This is a genomic window from Rhodococcus sp. T9N (assembly GCF_024436645.1).
GTDB classification, from domain to species: Bacteria; Actinomycetota; Actinomycetes; order Mycobacteriales; family Mycobacteriaceae; genus Rhodococcus_F; species Rhodococcus_F qingshengii.
In genome coordinates this window covers 664,706-679,275 of sequence record NZ_JAMSKS010000001.1, presented here as the reverse complement: position 1 = coordinate 679,275, position 14,570 = coordinate 664,706, and the positions used below count along the sequence as shown (strand labels likewise).

The window sequence follows — 14,570 nt, the reverse complement described above, 5'->3', positions numbered from 1 at the left end:
TCTTTGTCCGACAACTGATGTCAGTATCGGGCCAGTGCCCGGAAAAGCGATATCCGGATGGCCATCGTCACCATTCCGTTACCGCCGAACTGGGGATTTACCGGCCGGTAGGTCGAAGCACGATCTCCGTGGGGTGTGCGTCGGACGGTGTTTCGACGGCAGTGAGTACGGCACGCGCCACAGTGGAGGCTTTCAGGAAGCGCTCCGGGTCGTACTCGTCGCCCTCACCCGCGACGATGTCGCGCTGCATGTCGGTGTCGATCCGTCCGGGGTGAATGGAGGTGACCCGAAGTGCCGGCTCTTCCAGGCGCAACGCATCTCCGAAAGCGCGCAGGGCGAACTTGCTGGCCGCATACGAGCCCCAACCGGCGTTGGCGCGCAGTCCAGCACCCGAATTGATCAGCACGACGTGACCTCCAGCCGCACGAAGCGCGGGCAGGAGAACCCGCGTGAGTTCGGCGACGGCGATGACGTTTGCCTCGAGGGTGCGTCGCCACTGATCGACCGAGGATTCCTCGATGGTTCCGATGTCGGCCACGCCGGCGTTGTGTACCAGCACGTCGAGCGTCGTGATGGACGAGGCGGCGGCGGCGACGGCGTCGTAGTCCGTGAGGTCGAGGGGTAGGGGCGTCGATCCGGGCAGTTCGGCGCAGATCGGCTCGAGGGCCTGTGCGGATCGTGCACCGAGCAGCAGGTCGTGTGTCGGCGCCAGTTCGCGTGCGATGGCAGCTCCGAGGCCGCGACTGGAACCGGTGATCAAAGCAGTAGGACGCATGGTGCGAGCCTATCGAGTGAGGATTGTTCGGCCATACGAACTTGTGTATTTGTTTACCCACATATTAGAGTTCGACCATGACGACACGCGACGCGAAGAACTTCCGCCGCCTGGGAATTGCCGCCCTCGCCGCCCTGCTTCTGTCCAGCTGTTCTGCGGTGAGTTCTGGCTCCGACGACGACCGCCCGGTGGTGCTCACCACGTTCACCGTGCTGTCGGACATCGCCCAGAACGTTGCCGGCGATCATCTTCGCGTCGAGTCGATCACCAAGGCGGGGGCCGAAATTCACGGCTACGAGCCGACGCCCGGAGACATTCGGCGGGCGAGCGAAGCCGATCTGATCCTCGACAACGGCATGAACCTCGAGGCGTGGTTCGCGAAATTCGTCAACGGACTGGACGTGCCACACGTCGTGGTCAGCGACGGCGTCGAAGGCATTCCGATCGCCGGCGACGCGTATGCGGGCAAGCCCAATCCGCATGCATGGATGTCTCCGTTGAATACGCAGATCTACGTCGACAACATGGTGACTGCTTTCGGCGACCTCGACCCGGACAACGCCTCGGCATTTGCGGAGAACGGCGCGAAGTACAAGGCGGAACTGCAAGCAGTGCAGGACGGCCTGGTCAGCGGCCTGGCGGCATTGCCCGCAGGTCAGCGCGCACTTGTCAGTTGCGAGGGTGCGTTCTCCTATCTGGCCAGGGACGCGGGACTCAGCGAGGCGTATATCTGGCCGGTCAATGCCGAGCAGCAGGCGACGCCGCAGCAGATCATCGCCGCGATCGACTTCGTCCGAGCCAATTCTGTTCCTGCCGTCTTCTGCGAGTCGACGGTCTCGGATGCCCCCATGCAGCAGGTTGTCGGGGCGACCGGCGCGAAGTTCGGCGGAACGCTGTACGTCGATTCGCTGTCCGAAGCCGACGGTCCCGTGCCCACCTACCTGGACATGATTCGCCACGACACCGACGTCATCCTCGGCGGTCTGACCGGCGGTAAATCATGAACGAAGCCATTCGCGTCGAAAACGTCAGCGTTCACTACGGCGAGGTCCACGCACTGGACCACGTCGATCTGACGTTGAACTCGGGTAGCGTCTGCGGACTGATCGGTATGAACGGTTCGGGAAAGTCGACTCTGTTCAAAGTGATCATGGGGATGATCAAGCCGGACAACGGTTCTGTCAGAATCGCCGGTCTCGACGCAGCCACTGCGCGCAAGAGCGGCCGCGTCGGATACGTGCCGCAGAGTGAAGACGTCGACTGGACCTTCCCGATCAGCGTCCGTGACGTCGTGATGATGGGCAGGTACGGCCACCTCGGATTCTTGCGACGTCCGCGACGTGCAGATCGCGAGGCGGTGGCAGAGGCCCTCGAGCGGGTGGAACTCACCGAATTTGCGGATCGTCAGATCGGTCAGCTCTCGGGTGGTCAGAAGAAGCGCGCGTTCGTCGCACGCGGCATCGCTCAGGACGCGTCGATACTGTTGCTGGACGAGCCGTTTGCGGGCGTCGACAAGCGTTCCGAGGCAACGATTTCGATGCTGCTACGAGAGTTGGCTTCCGACGGCCGGTCGATCTTGGTCTCGACCCACGATCTCCACGCTGTGCCGAAACTCTGCGACGAGGCGGTACTGCTCATGCGCAAGGTCCTGGTGCATTCCGACCCGGACACCGTGCTGCAACCGGAAAACCTCGCCCTGGCTTTCGGTCTCGACGTGATGGACAGGACCTGATCGATGAACCTCGTAGAACTGCTACTTGATCCTCTCCAGTACGGATTCATGGTGCGCGCGTTGGCCGTTGCGGTTGTGGCAGCGGTTGTCTGCGCGGTGCTCAGTTGTTGGTTGGTGCTCATCGGGTGGTCGTTGATGGGCGACGCCGTCTCGCACGCCGTGCTGCCGGGTGTTGTCCTCGCTTACGTCGTCGGCGCACCATTTGCTATCGGGGCCTTGATCTTCGGGTTGATCGCCGTAGCGCTGATCGGACTGATCCGTAACACCAGTCGCGTCAAGGAAGACGCCGCGATCGGTATCGTCTTCACGACTCTCTTTGCGTTCGGTTTGGTTCTCATCTCGGTGACCCCCAGCCAGACCGATCTCAACCACATCATTTTCGGCAACCTGCTGGGGGTGAGCTCGTCCGATCTTCTGCAGGTCGCGATACTCGGCGCGTTGGCGTTGAGCATTCTGTTGATCAAGCGTCGTGATCTGACGTTGTTCGCCTTCGACCCGATCCATGCGAACGCGATAGGTCTTTCGCCCAAGCGCCTGGGTGCGCTGCTACTCGGCGTCCTCGCACTCACGTCCGTTGTGGCGTTGCAAGCCGTCGGCGTCGTGCTGGTGGTGGCGATGCTGATCATCCCCGGCGCGACGGCCTACCTCCTCACCGACAAGTTTTCGCGGATGCTGGTGATAGCTCCTGTCGTTTCCGCAGTCTGCGCGATTACCGGTATCTACGTCAGCTACTACCTCGACACGGCTTCCGGTGGCATGGTCGTCATGACGCAGGGCATCGTGTTCGCTCTGGTGTACCTGTTCAGCCCCTCGCAAGGGGTGATCGCGAAATGGACTTCGCAGCGGCGTAGGACCCGAGCGGAATACAACGCCGCGGCGTACGAGCCTTCCTGATCGTTCGTCCAGTTAACAATCCGCTACCAAATCGGGTAGGTTCGTACGGGCATTCGTCACCACAACATTCCGGCCGCAACGATGCCGGCTGCAAGACGATCGGTGGTGACGCCTTGAACACCGATGGGTTCTTCGATGACGCAGTTCCGAGCGCGACGCACGTGGCTGGTTCTCGGCGTCGTTGTCGCGGTCATCGCTCTCGCCGGATCCGGGCTGCTCAGCCCACGAACTTCGGTTCTGGTGGACGATATCGCCCAGCTCGTCGGCGGAGCCACCGCAACTGCGGTCTGTTGGTGGACATCGCGGCGCTATCACGGCGTCGAGCGTCGTTGGCGAACTCTGATGGCTCTGGGTATGGCCGGCTGGACTCTCGGGATGTTCTTCTGGGCGTTCTACCGCTCGGTTCTCCACGTTCCACTTCCGTCGCCGTCGATCGCGGATATCGGTTTCTTCATGTTCCCGGTGTTCGCCGTGCCGGCGCTTCTGTCGTTGGTGCGTCAGTCGCCCCGGCGTGAGGCGATCGGTCCGATCCATCTCTGGCTCGTGCTGACGCTCGACGGTCTTGTCGTTGTCGGTGGATTGTTCATCCTCACGTGGACGACGGCCCTGGGCGCCGTCGTTCATACCGGTCCGACGGGATCTCTCGGGTTTCTTGTCGCGGTGATGTATCCGATCACCGACTTCGTTCTGATCGCCATGGTCTTGCTGATGGTCATCGGACCGAAGGCCGTAGCAGAGATCCGTGAACCGCTGACGTTCCTCGGGTGCGGGTTGGTGATGCTCTCCCTATCGGACAGCCTGTACGCGTACTTGGTGGCGATCGGCGCCGAGAGTATGCCGACGATCGCCGATGCCGGGTTCATCGCGGGGCCGCCGTTGATCGCCTTGGCGGCGCTGACGAAGCGAACCGAGCCTCGGAACCGCAACGCGCCGCAGCAGTGGCGAAGCGATCGGACTCAGTTGCTGCTGCCGTATCTGTTGATCGCGGTGATCGCGACGATCGTGACTGTTCAGGCGCTGATCGTCGGCAACCTCGATGCCGTGGTCGTGATACTCGGCGTCGGCGTGTTGGTTCTCGCGCTGGTGCGCCAAATACTCACGCTCCTCGAGAACGACGCGCTCCTCCAACAGATCTCCGCTGCCCAGGACGAGCTGAGGTACCGAGCACATCACGACCCACTCACCGAGCTTGCAAACCGGGCCGCGTTCGACGAACACTTTGCGAGCGCCATCGACGACTATCGCCAGACGAACTCCGATTGGGTGCTGATGCTTGTCGATCTGGACGACTTCAAACAGATCAACGATCGATACGGGCACCCGGCCGGCGACCGGTTACTGGTTGCTCTCACAGCACGTCTGCGCGAAGCGGTTCCCGAGGGTGCGTTTGTCGCTCGATTCGGTGGCGACGAGTTCACAGTGCTCCTGCAGGGCACGATCGACGACGCCGTCGTCGTGGCTCGCCGGATCGTCGACGCGCTCAGGTCCGATCAGACTGCAGACACATCGGTGTCGGTGGGTGCGAGCGTTGGTGTCGCGCAGTTCGAGTTAGCCGACGAGCCGCTGAGTGCACACGCTCTTCTCCGCCGAGCCGATGCAGCGATGTACGAGGCGAAGAGAAGTGGGAAGGGCGCTGTCGTTGTCTACGGCGACCGCCGCAAATGGTTATCGCCGTAGTAGTGCGAAAATCGTTGCCGGTGAACCCGATCCGGCCTTGTTGATCGCACCACCGACAAGGATGCTAGCCCCGGTGGTTGGCAGGGCGGCAAGATTGTTCAAGTTCTCCAGGCTGATTCGATGCTTGTCGTACAGGATTGTCGAGACGGGGTAGGTTTCGTCGTTTCCGAGGTCGGGACCGAACGTGTCGGTTCCCAATGCTCCGCGGGTGCCCAAACGGCCGGTGTCTATCAGCCACCGCGCCGCGTCCACCGAGAAGCCGGGCTGGTGGGTGACGCCCTCGGCATCGGAGTTGGCATATTCTTCGCTACCCCAGCGCGATTCCCACCCGGTCCAGAGAACTACGGCCGCTCCATCGGGGATCTTGCCGTTGCGCGTTTCCCATTCCTGCAGGTCTGCGACCGTGAGCGCATAGTCCGAATCGGCGGCAGCCTTGTCCCGGATGTCGATCTTCACTGCGGGGAGGAAGAGGTCCGCCGGATCGAGTTGGTCGGCTGTGAGGCCGCCTTCCTGGAAGTGTGCGGGTGCGCCCCAATGCGTGCCCGTGTGCTCACCTTCCTTGACGTACTGGAGGTAGTAGCCGTCGTTTGCGATGGTGGCCGCTGTGTCGAGAGTGAACTCGGGGTCGCCTGGAAAAACCGGTGTCGTCGCCGGGTCGTTCACGTGTGAGAGCGAAACAACCGACAACTGTTCGTTCAACGGGCTTGTTGCGTCTTGACTGCTTCCGGAACTGCTACCCATGTCGATCACCTGAGGTCCCGCTACCAGCGCCAGACCTGTGGCTGCGCGCTGAAGTAACTGCCGTCGTTTCACCGATCCCCCGCCAATTTGTCCGAATTGAGAGTGTTGCAATCACTTTCGCTCCTTGAACACTAGGACAGAACCTTAGGCTGCTGCGGACCACGACGACCACTCCACATCGCGGACAGCTATGACCTGTCCGTGCGGTCGGTGATCTACGTACTGCGGATACTTTGCGGCCAAAGCATCGATCGCGCTCTCGGACTCCTTGGTGCCGGGGTCGAGAACCTCCGCATGTCCGTCGACGCGGACCCACCAGAGCGCGGACCAGTCGTCGTCGTAATGATCGACCAGCAGGCTTGCGCGCCCCGTCTCGGTGATGTTCCGGAGCCTGCGAAGAGCGGTCGTGGTTTTCGGTTTGTGGTCGACACAGGAATAGACGGTGCCGCCGACCAAGACGAATACCAGCGGCACGATGTGCGGAACGCCGGCCGCATCTGCCGTTGCCAGGTGAGCCACCCGCGCGGCTTCAAATCGTGCTCTCGGGTCGTCCATATTCACAGCGTAAGGGGATCAAGGGTTGCCGCGAGCCGCTGCTGACGGAACAGTGGTCTCATGGAACCGGATGAAGCGCTTCGGGAGATCGCCTACTGGCTCGAACGATCACGCGCTGAAACGCACCGCGTCAAGGCCTATCGCCGAGCTGCGGAGGTCTTTTCAGGATTGTCCGACGAGCAGAAGGAGTCTCGCCGGAAAGCCGACAGTTGGAAGGCCCTCACCGGCATCGGGCCGAAGACTGCCACGATTATCGCTCAGTCGTACGACGGCATCCCCGAGTATCTCGAGGAACTGCGGGGGCAGGCTGAGCCCATCGGCGACAGCCCATTGCGCCAAGCCCTCCGCGGCGACCTCCACACCCACTCCGACTGGTCCGATGGTGGAAGCCCCATCGAAGAAATGATGCGACGCGCAGCAGCACTCGGCCATGACTACTGCGCCCTCACCGACCATTCGCCTCGCCTCACAGTTGCCAACGGGCTGTCCGCGGAGCGCCTACGGTCTCAACTCGACGTGATAGCCGGGTTGAATGCCGAACTGGCTCCCTTCCGCATCCTCACGGGAATCGAGGTGGACATCCTCGAGGACGGTTCACTCGACCAGGATCCCGATCTGCTCGACGAACTCGACATCGTGGTGGCGAGCGTCCACTCCAAGCTGCGGTCCGAACGTGAGGCGATGACCCGCAGAATGCTTGCTGCAGTGAGAAACCCGCGTGTCGATATTCTCGGACACTGCACCGGGCGTCTTGTCGAGGGTGCTCGCGGAACCCGGCCCGAGTCGCAGTTCGACGCGGAGAAAGTGTTCGAGGCCTGCCGCGAATCAGGCACAGCCGTTGAGATCAATTCCCGACCGGAGCGTCGTGACCCGCCTTCGCGTTTGATCGAGTTGGCCCGCGATCTCGATTGTCTTTTCTCCATCGACACTGACGCCCATGCCCCCGGTCAGCTGGCTTGGCAGGGCTACGGCTGTGACCGGGCCGAAAAGTGCGGTGTCGAAGCCGATCGGGTGATCAATACCTGGACCGCCGACAACCTTCTGGAGTGGGCGGGCAATTGACGGTCTCGGCACGCGCGCTGCTGTCGGTGCCGTTGGTGGCGTCGCTTTGCCTGGTCACCGCTTGTTCGGCTCCGTTCTGGCGAGATTCGGTGTACTTCACACCTCCTGAGGCTCGGGTGTTCGAGACTGCCGACTGTCTCGGAATTGAAGTCGCATGGGGCCTGTTCGGTGTCGATCTGTATTCGCGTCCGAAACACGAAACAGGGTATCTTCCATCTGATTTCGATCCAGTGGCAGTATTTCGTTGCGAAGTCGGCGAAGATGCCTCCGGAGCGCTAACCGTCGACATGGTTCGACTCGAAGGTGACGTAGCCGCCGTCAAGGATGCATATCGTGTCGACTCCAAACGCTTTCCCGACAATGTCGTTGCGAGTTGTGTCACAAGCGAACTGGTTCCCGTCAAACTGTGGATGGCCAACAGCGCCGGACAAGTGATGTTTCCGGCCTGGCCGTCGAGTCCGTGCGGCTTTCAAGTCGGGCCTCTCGATTCGCTTCGATCTCTGCATGAAGTCGAACGTGTCCGAACTTCGTTGAGTCTTTCTCCGACGATGGCGAATTGCGATCGCTCGTCTGCCGTTCAATTCGACCGGACAGATGCCAGAGAAGTTGACAAGGCGCGCGAGCAGTTCGAGAGAGGCGAAGGCTATGACCCGCTAGACAATGAGCTGGCTACGCCTGTCGCTGATGCTGCAGGACTATCCGTGTGCCGGCATGAATCTCAGACAGACGTGGACGTTATTCGCCTGTCCGAAGCGGAGAGTCGAGACGTGGTTGCCGCCATAGCCGATGCTCCTATAGCTCCGCCTTGTGATCAGATCGCGACAGCGACAGCATCATCAACCCTCCTACGGGTTGACGGTTCGGGTGGTACTCCTGTGAGCGTGGAGTTGGATGGATGTCGCCGCGCCGCCCTTTCCGGCTATCGAAGCACGCCGGAATGGGTCACCGAGGCGTTTGCTCGGTGACCTCCGGGTTCAGAGTCGTGTGGTGGAGCGGAGGGGTTTCCGGTCGGGGTCGATGCCCGGTGGTGGGATGAACCAGGGCAGGTGATCGGTGCCCATTCGGATTTCCCATTTGCCGGTGAATCCGGGTTTTCGGTGCATCAGGGTGTGGTGGGTTCGGCAGAGTAGGACCAGGTTGTCCATGACGGTTGGTCCTCCTTTGGCCCAGTGTTTGATGTGGTGGGCGTCGGTCCAGGCGGGGACGCAGTCGCAGCCGGGGAAGGCGCATCCTTTGTCTCGGGCGATCAGTGCGGTTCGTTGTGCTGCGGTGACAAGCCTTTTGAGTGGGGTGACGTCGAGTGGGGCACCGTTTCCGTCGAGGAGGACGCTGGAGAGCATGCAGTCGCAGGCGATCATGCGGGTGCGGCCGACGCTCAGTGGTCCCATCCAGGGCATGTGGCCGACATCGAGATCTTGTTTGTCGAGATCGTGAAAGTCGAGATCGAGCATGCCGGGATCGTCGTCCTCGGAGGGGACAGGTGTTGAGCCATCACTCGTTGTGGCGCATTCACGGTGGTAGGCCAGGTCTTTGGCGTTGATGTGCACGTTCAGGTGTGGGCGTTGGCCGCCGTCGATGCCGGTGGCAGCGTTGTCGAGGTAGCGTCGGATGAGTTCTGCCATGGCGTCTGCGTTGCGTGTGGCGGCGGGTCGTTTGTCGGGTGTGCCGTCTTCGGCGGGGGTGGGCATGGAGAGGTTGGAGAGGGCGGAGAGAAGCATTTCGCCGGTCACTCCGTCGAAATCGCCTCGGACGGCGACTCTTCCGTTGAGGGTGGGGGAGATGCGCAGTTCGTTGCGGTCGGTGTCTTCGCTTGGTGGTGGGTCGTCGGATTCGAACATGTGCTCGAGGACGCTGATGGCGTAGCGCAGTTTGACGGTGGTTGCTTCGGTTCCCGATGCTGCGGCGAGGAGTGTGTCGCGGCAGTACGGTAGTGCGGCGTCGGGCATTGCCTTGGGTGGGGATTCGCAGAACGCCACGATCAGTGCTGCGTGCTCGAAAGTGAGGTCACCGGCATCGAATTGGTCTTCGATCTCGGGAAACGACCGTAGCGCTTTTCCCAGGGCTGCGATTCTTCTGCCGGCGGAGATCTGCAGCATGGTGTGGTTCGCGAGCCATTGTCCGGTGCCGCGGTAGCAGAGTACTTGTTCGTCCGGGTTCAACGTCAGGGTGTCGACAGCGGCGACTCGAATGGCTTCCAGGCGAAGGATTTCCGCTGACGCGGTGATGGCGATCTCGCGGACGTCGCTGGGGTGAAGCCGCCACAATCGTCCGCGCACACCCACGGCGGAGTTGTTGACCACGTCGGTGACGGCATCGTCGGTGATGTTGATCGTCATGAGAACCCCCCGTTCCGCCTTCCATCATACTCGAACATACTTTCGAGTCAAGGGCTTTTTCGAGAAGGTGAGGTGGGCCCGGCCGTCGTGATTCTGTTGTTCGAGAGCAGATTCCGTCGCTAGAGCATCAGCGCCGGATCTGTAGTCAGTTCGATGTTCAGCCACGGTTCGTAGGGGAGATCGGCGAGGCTGGTGGCGAACGAGCGTCGTACTGCGTCTTCACCGTCGATGTCCCAGCTGTGTGGCGCGACCATGAACGTCGCTTCGACATACAGCTTGCGACCCACCTTGCTCATGGTGAGAGTCGGTTCGTCCAAACCGAATTCGTCGCGGACGACGGCGATGGCATCGTGCACGCGGGCCTGAACGTTTTCGCCGGGAGCACCTTCGAGGAGTTCGATCAGTGCGGTTCGCAGAAGTGCGTACGGTTGCGGGACCAGCATCGCGCAGCCGAGGAGGACCAAGACGGAGTCGACATATCGGTCGGCGTCGGAGAAATCGGTGCGGCCCAGGATCATTGCGACGACAGCACCGACTGCGACCAGCGCGCTGAAGGCAGCCGACGCTCCCCATTGCCTGGCTTCGGCGACGAGCAGATCAGATGTGCGGTCGACTTGTCCGACGTAGCGCCAGATGATGATCGACACCACTGCGCTGACAGCGCCGTATGCCACCAGAGACCCCGCGGTGACGTCGACTCCGCCCGCGAGGATGACACGAACTGCCTCGACTGCGGCGTAGGCGAGCGTCGCCAGTAGTGCCATGCCCTGGACAGCGATGACGACCGGGATCAATGCCTCCTTACCGAACGGGAAGCGTGCGGTGGGGCCCGAGTCGGCTATCCGCGAGACCCGCAGTGAGAGCGCCGTCAACACCATTCCGATGAGGGCGTACACACCGTCGAGCAGGATCACCTGGGACTGCGAGATCCAGCCCCAGAATGCGGCGAGCACAGCCAACGCCGTTGCGACCACGAGCGAGTACCGCAGGGCCTTGCGTTCGCGGGTAGCGCTGTCTTCCTTGGTGCCCATGAATTCCAAACCGCCTGTCCGTTTCGATATTCCTTCACGTAGGAATACCAGCAACGACGCGCAGGCACGGGATCAGTGGACCAATTGCGCTGCCAGATCGAGAAAGTCCTCGGCGTTGATGTCGAACTCGTCGGAGAAGGACACATCGGGATTGCCCCTGGCTCCGAATTCGAGTGGGCGAGCTATGAAGGCTGTGCGGAATCCGAGAGCTTTGGCCGCCCGGATGTCGTATTTGTGACTGGCAACCATCATGATCTCGGCCGGGTCGTACCCGAGATATCGAGCAGCCAGGTGGTAGATCTTCGGATCTGGTTTGAAGACGCCGGCCATTTCGGCAGTGAAGACGGCATGCCATGGCAGATTTCCGTGCCGGGAGATGCTGACTGCGGCATTCACGTCGGCGTTGGACAAGGCAGCGATTGTGTACTGCTGGCGCAGGGTTGTCAGGCCGGCGACAGTGTCGGGCCACGGGTCCAGGAATTTCCAGGCGGTGGTGAGTTCTTCCTGTTCGGCATCGGAAAGTTCGATGCTCTCGCGGGCCAACAGCTTGCGCAGAGCCTCGCGGTACACCGAATGTACTGTCACCCATTCGCCTGTGGAGTCGTCGGCCTCGGAGGTGTTCGCGAAGTACTCAGCGCGCCAGAGATTGACGAATCTTGGCCAGTCCACGTCGGCGTCGGTGATTCGACGGGCCTCTCGGCACAGTGTGCTGTGAAAATCGGTCGCTGTGCCCTGGACGTCGAACAGCAGTGCTTTGATCTTCTCGCGCACTAGGCCTCCACTCCGAGATCACCCGACGGACTTCCTTCATTATTGCGGCTGCAGCGCCGGATTCGTGCTCGGTGAGCGCAAAGGCTCGACGCGTCGCAAAATAGACATCTATGGCAGACCGCGGATTTACCCCGACTCAGCTCGCCGCCCGAGCTGCCTACTTGCTGCGCGGAAACGACCTGGGCACGATGACCAGCGCTGCCCCGAAGCTGTATCCCCACATGTGGAGCTGGGACGCCGCGTTCGTGGCGGTAGGTCTGGCGCCGCTCAGCGTCGAACGGGCGGTAGTAGAGCTCGATACCTTGCTCTCGGCTCAGTGGAAGAACGGAATGATTCCGCACATCGTGTTCGCGAACGGTGTCGACGGCTACTTCCCCGGCCCGACGCGGTGGGATGTCAATGCGTTGGCAGCGCATGCTCCTTTGGGTACCGCTACATCGGGAATCACCCAACCCCCCGTTCACGCGATCGCGGTGCAGCGGATTCTCGATCATTCGCGTCGGCACGGACGTACGACGCGTGCGGTCGCGGAAGAGTTCCTCGACCGGCGCTGGAGCGATCTGGTTCGGTGGCACCGGTGGTTGGCGGAGGCCCGCGATCTCGACGGCAACGGCCGTATCGCGCTCTATCACGGGTGGGAATCTGGGATGGACAACTCTCCGCGGTGGGATCTGGCGTACGCGAATGTTGTTGCGGGACAAGTTCCTGCGTATCAGCGTGCTGATCTCGCTGTGGTGACGGACCTGTCTCAGCGGCCCACGGATAACGAATACGACCGCTACCTTTGGCTTCTCGAAGAGATGAAGGCCGTGCGGTACGAGGATTCTCAACTCGCCACTGCCATGAGTTTTGCCGTCGAGGACGTGTTTGTCAGTGCGGTTTTCTCGATGGCATGCGACGTCTTGGCAACTATCGGTGAGGAGCATTCGCGGCCGAACTCCGACGTCCGTGATCTGCGCGGTTGGGCAGATCGATTCCGGCAGGGCGTGATTGCCACCACCGATGAACGATCAGGTGCAGCAAAGGATTTCGATCTTCGCACCGGGCGATGGGTTCATACCGAGACCATCGCGATGTTTGCGCCGTTGCTGTGCGGCGGCCTGAGCCGCGATGCCGAGCGCGCTCTGTTGCGCACTTTCGAGGGGCCCAAATTCTGTGGTCACCCGGACATGCGGTTTGCTGTCCCACCGTCGACGTCTCCGGTTTCCGGCGATTTCCGTCCTCGGGAGTATTGGCGTGGCCCGGTGTGGCCGGTGATCACGTGGTTGTTCTCGTGGGCGTTCGCGCGTCGGGGGTGGGCCGAGAGATCGCACGTCTTGCGTTCGGAGGGGTTGCGGCAGGCCAGCGATGGCAGTTTTGCCGAATACTACGAGCCTTTCACCGGTGAGCCGCTGGGCAGTATGCAACAGTCGTGGACCGCTGCGGCTGTTCTCGATTGGCTCGGTTGAGTGAACATTCCCTGAATTAGGGGACAAAACGGACTAGTCGACCTTAGTCTCGGGAAATGGTCGAGCGACGGATCGTCAGGACATTGGGCAAGCTCACCCCGATCGCGATGGCAGCTGCCATCGCGATCACGGCACCTGGCCTCGCCGCTGCCGACGCTCCCCGCGGCCCGGACGTCTCTTCGTGGCAGCACGTGGACGGAACCGGAATCGACTGGTTCCAGGTCAAGGCGTCAGGGCACGAGTTCGCGATGGTCAAGGCCACCGAGTCGCTCAACTACGTCAATCCGTACTTCATCCAGGATTGCCTGGTCATGCGTGCTGCCGGCGTCTCGCGCGGGGCCTACCACTACGCAGACGTTCGCCAGTCCCCCGAAGCCCAGGCCGCCTTCTATTCGGCGATCGTCCTGGGTATCAACGGACCTGGTGACCTCCCGCCCGTTCTGGATCTCGAGGACGCGAAGGGACTGCCCGCCGGGCAGGTCATCGACTGGACTCATCGCTACTTGAATACAGTCCAGGCACTTACCGGGCGGCAGCCCATCATTTACACGTATCCCAACTTCTGGCGTACTCAGATGGCCAACACCACCGAGTTCAACCACTACCCGCTGTGGATCGCCGATTACAACGGGCAGAACGCACCGGGGCCGCTACCCGGCGGTTGGTCCAACTGGACTTTCTGGCAGTACACCAGCACCGGACGAATCCCCGGAATCACCGGAAATACTGATATCAACGTCTACAGCGGAGCCCAGGGCGATTTCGATCGCTACGCCAACAGTGTGGGGTTCGGCAGCAGCTAGTTTGCGGCGGGGCCCTTGGCTCCGTGGTGCCCGGTTCGGGCCCTTTCGCCCTCGATGCATTTGCCTCGAGGCACGCGGAAGGGCCCTTTTTGGCACTCTTGTGACGCTTGGCTGGTTAGTCCGGTTGTTGCTCGTCAGTTACGAGAATTCTGCCGGGCGGTAGCCACGATCGCTGAACTTTCGACTAGCTGAGCAGGATCAGAAAATAGCTATGGCAGAAAATGAGCAGAACTGCTCTGCCTGAAAAGCTACAAAACGGACTTGAAGTTGGGTTTGAATCGAAGGCGGCCGCCCGGTTTCGGGCGAAGTTGGTGCCTCGCAATCCAATTATCGGAGCCTCGGGATGCTTCGTTACCGGCAGCCGTCGCTGAGTGTGGTCTGGATCAATTCGATCAATTCCGACGGGCTCGCACGCGTGATCGGACTCCATGCAGGACGGGGTTTCCGAACGTCGTTCGAGGGTCTGTGGCGCATCCAACAGGCCTTATCCATATTGGGCATTTGTCCAGATTCCATATCTTCCTCGAGGTTGGTCGTCACCCGATCTGGTCAGCGGAAACGTTGAATGTCATCGCGTTCGCCGCGGTGCCGCACTCCGAGGGCTGAATTGTCCGCTCGGACAACGCTGCTCCTCGAAGCTTGTCCGATCTACGAACAAAAACGTCGATCGGTCTGCTTTGTCCGACTTGCGATGGGCAAGCTCCCGGTTATCTGTTATCTTGTTCCTGATAACTGGAAGGTTGCT

Annotated in this window: 14 protein-coding genes; 8 read left to right on the top strand and 6 right to left on the bottom strand. The window is 61.4% G+C overall.

Annotation, left to right across the window (positions count from 1 at the left end; translation table 11 throughout):
• Positions 1-97 precede the first annotated feature (97 nt).
• Positions 98-775 carry an SDR family oxidoreductase gene (locus M1L53_RS03170; protein WP_007729052.1) on the bottom strand — a complete coding sequence of 226 codons (678 nt, stop codon included), beginning with the start codon at positions 773-775 and terminating at the stop codon, positions 98-100.
• A gap of 77 nt (positions 776-852) precedes the next feature.
• On the opposite strand from M1L53_RS03170, the gene M1L53_RS03165 reads away from it, so the two are divergent.
• The 4 genes from M1L53_RS03165 (at position 853) to M1L53_RS03150 (ending at position 5,078) form a co-directional block, all read left to right on the top strand.
• Positions 853-1,779 (top strand): metal ABC transporter substrate-binding protein, encoded by a 927-nt coding sequence (locus M1L53_RS03165; RefSeq protein ID WP_054186861.1) that lies wholly within the window; start codon positions 853-855, stop codon positions 1,777-1,779.
• Positions 1,776-2,507 (top strand): metal ABC transporter ATP-binding protein, encoded by a 732-nt coding sequence (locus M1L53_RS03160; protein ID WP_054186862.1) that lies wholly within the window; start codon positions 1,776-1,778, stop codon positions 2,505-2,507. Before M1L53_RS03165 ends, M1L53_RS03160 begins: the two co-directional genes overlap by 4 nt.
• Before the next feature lie 3 nt (positions 2,508-2,510).
• Positions 2,511-3,401: a metal ABC transporter permease gene (locus M1L53_RS03155; RefSeq protein WP_054186863.1), complete on the top strand. Its 891-nt coding sequence runs from the start codon at positions 2,511-2,513 to the stop codon at positions 3,399-3,401.
• A gap of 135 nt (positions 3,402-3,536) precedes the next feature.
• Positions 3,537-5,078 carry a GGDEF domain-containing protein gene (locus M1L53_RS03150; RefSeq protein ID WP_050655896.1) on the top strand — a complete coding sequence of 514 codons (1,542 nt, stop codon included), beginning with the start codon at positions 3,537-3,539 and terminating at the stop codon, positions 5,076-5,078.
• Here M1L53_RS03150 and M1L53_RS03145 read toward each other — a convergent pair.
• Together M1L53_RS03145 and M1L53_RS03140 are read right to left on the bottom strand one after the other, a co-directional pair.
• Positions 5,067-5,819 carry a cyclase family protein gene (locus tag M1L53_RS03145; protein ID WP_172403480.1) on the bottom strand — a complete coding sequence of 251 codons (753 nt, stop codon included), beginning with the start codon at positions 5,817-5,819 and terminating at the stop codon, positions 5,067-5,069. The two genes, M1L53_RS03150 and M1L53_RS03145, sit on opposite strands and share 12 nt — an antisense overlap.
• Positions 5,820-5,963: 144 nt before the next feature.
• A complete protein-coding gene (locus tag M1L53_RS03140) occupies positions 5,964-6,374 on the bottom strand; it encodes a TIGR03668 family PPOX class F420-dependent oxidoreductase (RefSeq protein WP_030537452.1) in 411 nt (136 codons plus the stop codon).
• Positions 6,375-6,434: 60 nt separating this feature from the next.
• Between M1L53_RS03140 and M1L53_RS03135 the strand changes: the two genes are divergently transcribed.
• Together M1L53_RS03135 and M1L53_RS03130 are read left to right on the top strand one after the other, a co-directional pair.
• A complete protein-coding gene (locus M1L53_RS03135; protein ID WP_047272636.1) occupies positions 6,435-7,436 on the top strand; it encodes a PHP domain-containing protein in 1,002 nt (333 codons plus the stop codon).
• Positions 7,437-7,552: 116 nt separating this feature from the next.
• Positions 7,553-8,401, top strand: a complete 849-nt coding sequence (locus M1L53_RS03130; RefSeq protein WP_232318970.1) for a hypothetical protein — start codon at positions 7,553-7,555, stop codon at positions 8,399-8,401.
• A gap of 9 nt (positions 8,402-8,410) precedes the next feature.
• Here M1L53_RS03130 and M1L53_RS03125 read toward each other — a convergent pair whose 3' ends face one another.
• The 3 genes from M1L53_RS03125 to M1L53_RS03115 form a co-directional block, all read right to left on the bottom strand.
• On the bottom strand, positions 8,411-9,772 hold the full coding sequence (locus M1L53_RS03125; RefSeq protein WP_142006275.1) for an HNH endonuclease signature motif containing protein: 1,362 nt from the start codon (positions 9,770-9,772) through the stop codon (positions 8,411-8,413).
• A gap of 119 nt (positions 9,773-9,891) precedes the next feature.
• Entirely contained in the window at positions 9,892-10,803 is a 912-nt protein-coding gene (locus M1L53_RS03120) for a cation transporter (RefSeq protein ID WP_054186474.1), read from the bottom strand.
• Between the two features lie 72 nt (positions 10,804-10,875).
• Positions 10,876-11,574, bottom strand: coding sequence for a haloacid dehalogenase type II (locus M1L53_RS03115; protein ID WP_007735269.1), 699 nt, complete (start codon positions 11,572-11,574; stop codon positions 10,876-10,878).
• 110 nt (positions 11,575-11,684) lie between these two features.
• Here M1L53_RS03115 and M1L53_RS03110 point away from each other — a divergent pair, with 110 nt between their 5' ends.
• Positions 11,685-13,022, top strand: coding sequence for an amylo-alpha-1,6-glucosidase (locus M1L53_RS03110; RefSeq protein WP_042449890.1), 1,338 nt, complete (start codon positions 11,685-11,687; stop codon positions 13,020-13,022).
• Positions 13,023-13,129: 107 nt separating this feature from the next.
• Positions 13,130-13,825 (top strand): glycoside hydrolase family 25 protein, encoded by a 696-nt coding sequence (locus tag M1L53_RS03105; protein ID WP_370334015.1) that lies wholly within the window; start codon positions 13,130-13,132, stop codon positions 13,823-13,825.
• Positions 13,826-14,570: the final 745 nt, after the last annotated feature.

Excerpts from the sequence above, each read along its gene's own strand:
- M1L53_RS03170 (WP_007729052.1), bottom strand. The coding sequence starts at position 775 with ATGCGTCCTACTGCTTTGATCACCGGTTCCAGTCGCGGCCTCGGAGCT.
- M1L53_RS03165 (WP_054186861.1), top strand. The coding sequence starts at position 853 with ATGACGACACGCGACGCGAAGAACTTCCGCCGCCTGGGAATTGCCGCC.
- M1L53_RS03160 (WP_054186862.1), top strand. The coding sequence starts at position 1,776 with ATGAACGAAGCCATTCGCGTCGAAAACGTCAGCGTTCACTACGGCGAG.
- M1L53_RS03155 (WP_054186863.1), top strand. The coding sequence starts at position 2,511 with ATGAACCTCGTAGAACTGCTACTTGATCCTCTCCAGTACGGATTCATG.
- M1L53_RS03150 (WP_050655896.1), top strand. The coding sequence starts at position 3,537 with ATGACGCAGTTCCGAGCGCGACGCACGTGGCTGGTTCTCGGCGTCGTT.
- M1L53_RS03145 (WP_172403480.1), bottom strand. The coding sequence starts at position 5,819 with ATGGGTAGCAGTTCCGGAAGCAGTCAAGACGCAACAAGCCCGTTGAAC.
- M1L53_RS03140 (WP_030537452.1), bottom strand. The coding sequence starts at position 6,374 with ATGGACGACCCGAGAGCACGATTTGAAGCCGCGCGGGTGGCTCACCTG.
- M1L53_RS03135 (WP_047272636.1), top strand. The coding sequence starts at position 6,435 with ATGGAACCGGATGAAGCGCTTCGGGAGATCGCCTACTGGCTCGAACGA.
- M1L53_RS03125 (WP_142006275.1), bottom strand. The coding sequence starts at position 9,772 with ATGACGATCAACATCACCGACGATGCCGTCACCGACGTGGTCAACAAC.
- M1L53_RS03120 (WP_054186474.1), bottom strand. The coding sequence starts at position 10,803 with ATGGGCACCAAGGAAGACAGCGCTACCCGCGAACGCAAGGCCCTGCGG.
- M1L53_RS03110 (WP_042449890.1), top strand. The coding sequence starts at position 11,685 with ATGGCAGACCGCGGATTTACCCCGACTCAGCTCGCCGCCCGAGCTGCC.
- M1L53_RS03105 (WP_370334015.1), top strand. The coding sequence starts at position 13,130 with ATGGCAGCTGCCATCGCGATCACGGCACCTGGCCTCGCCGCTGCCGAC.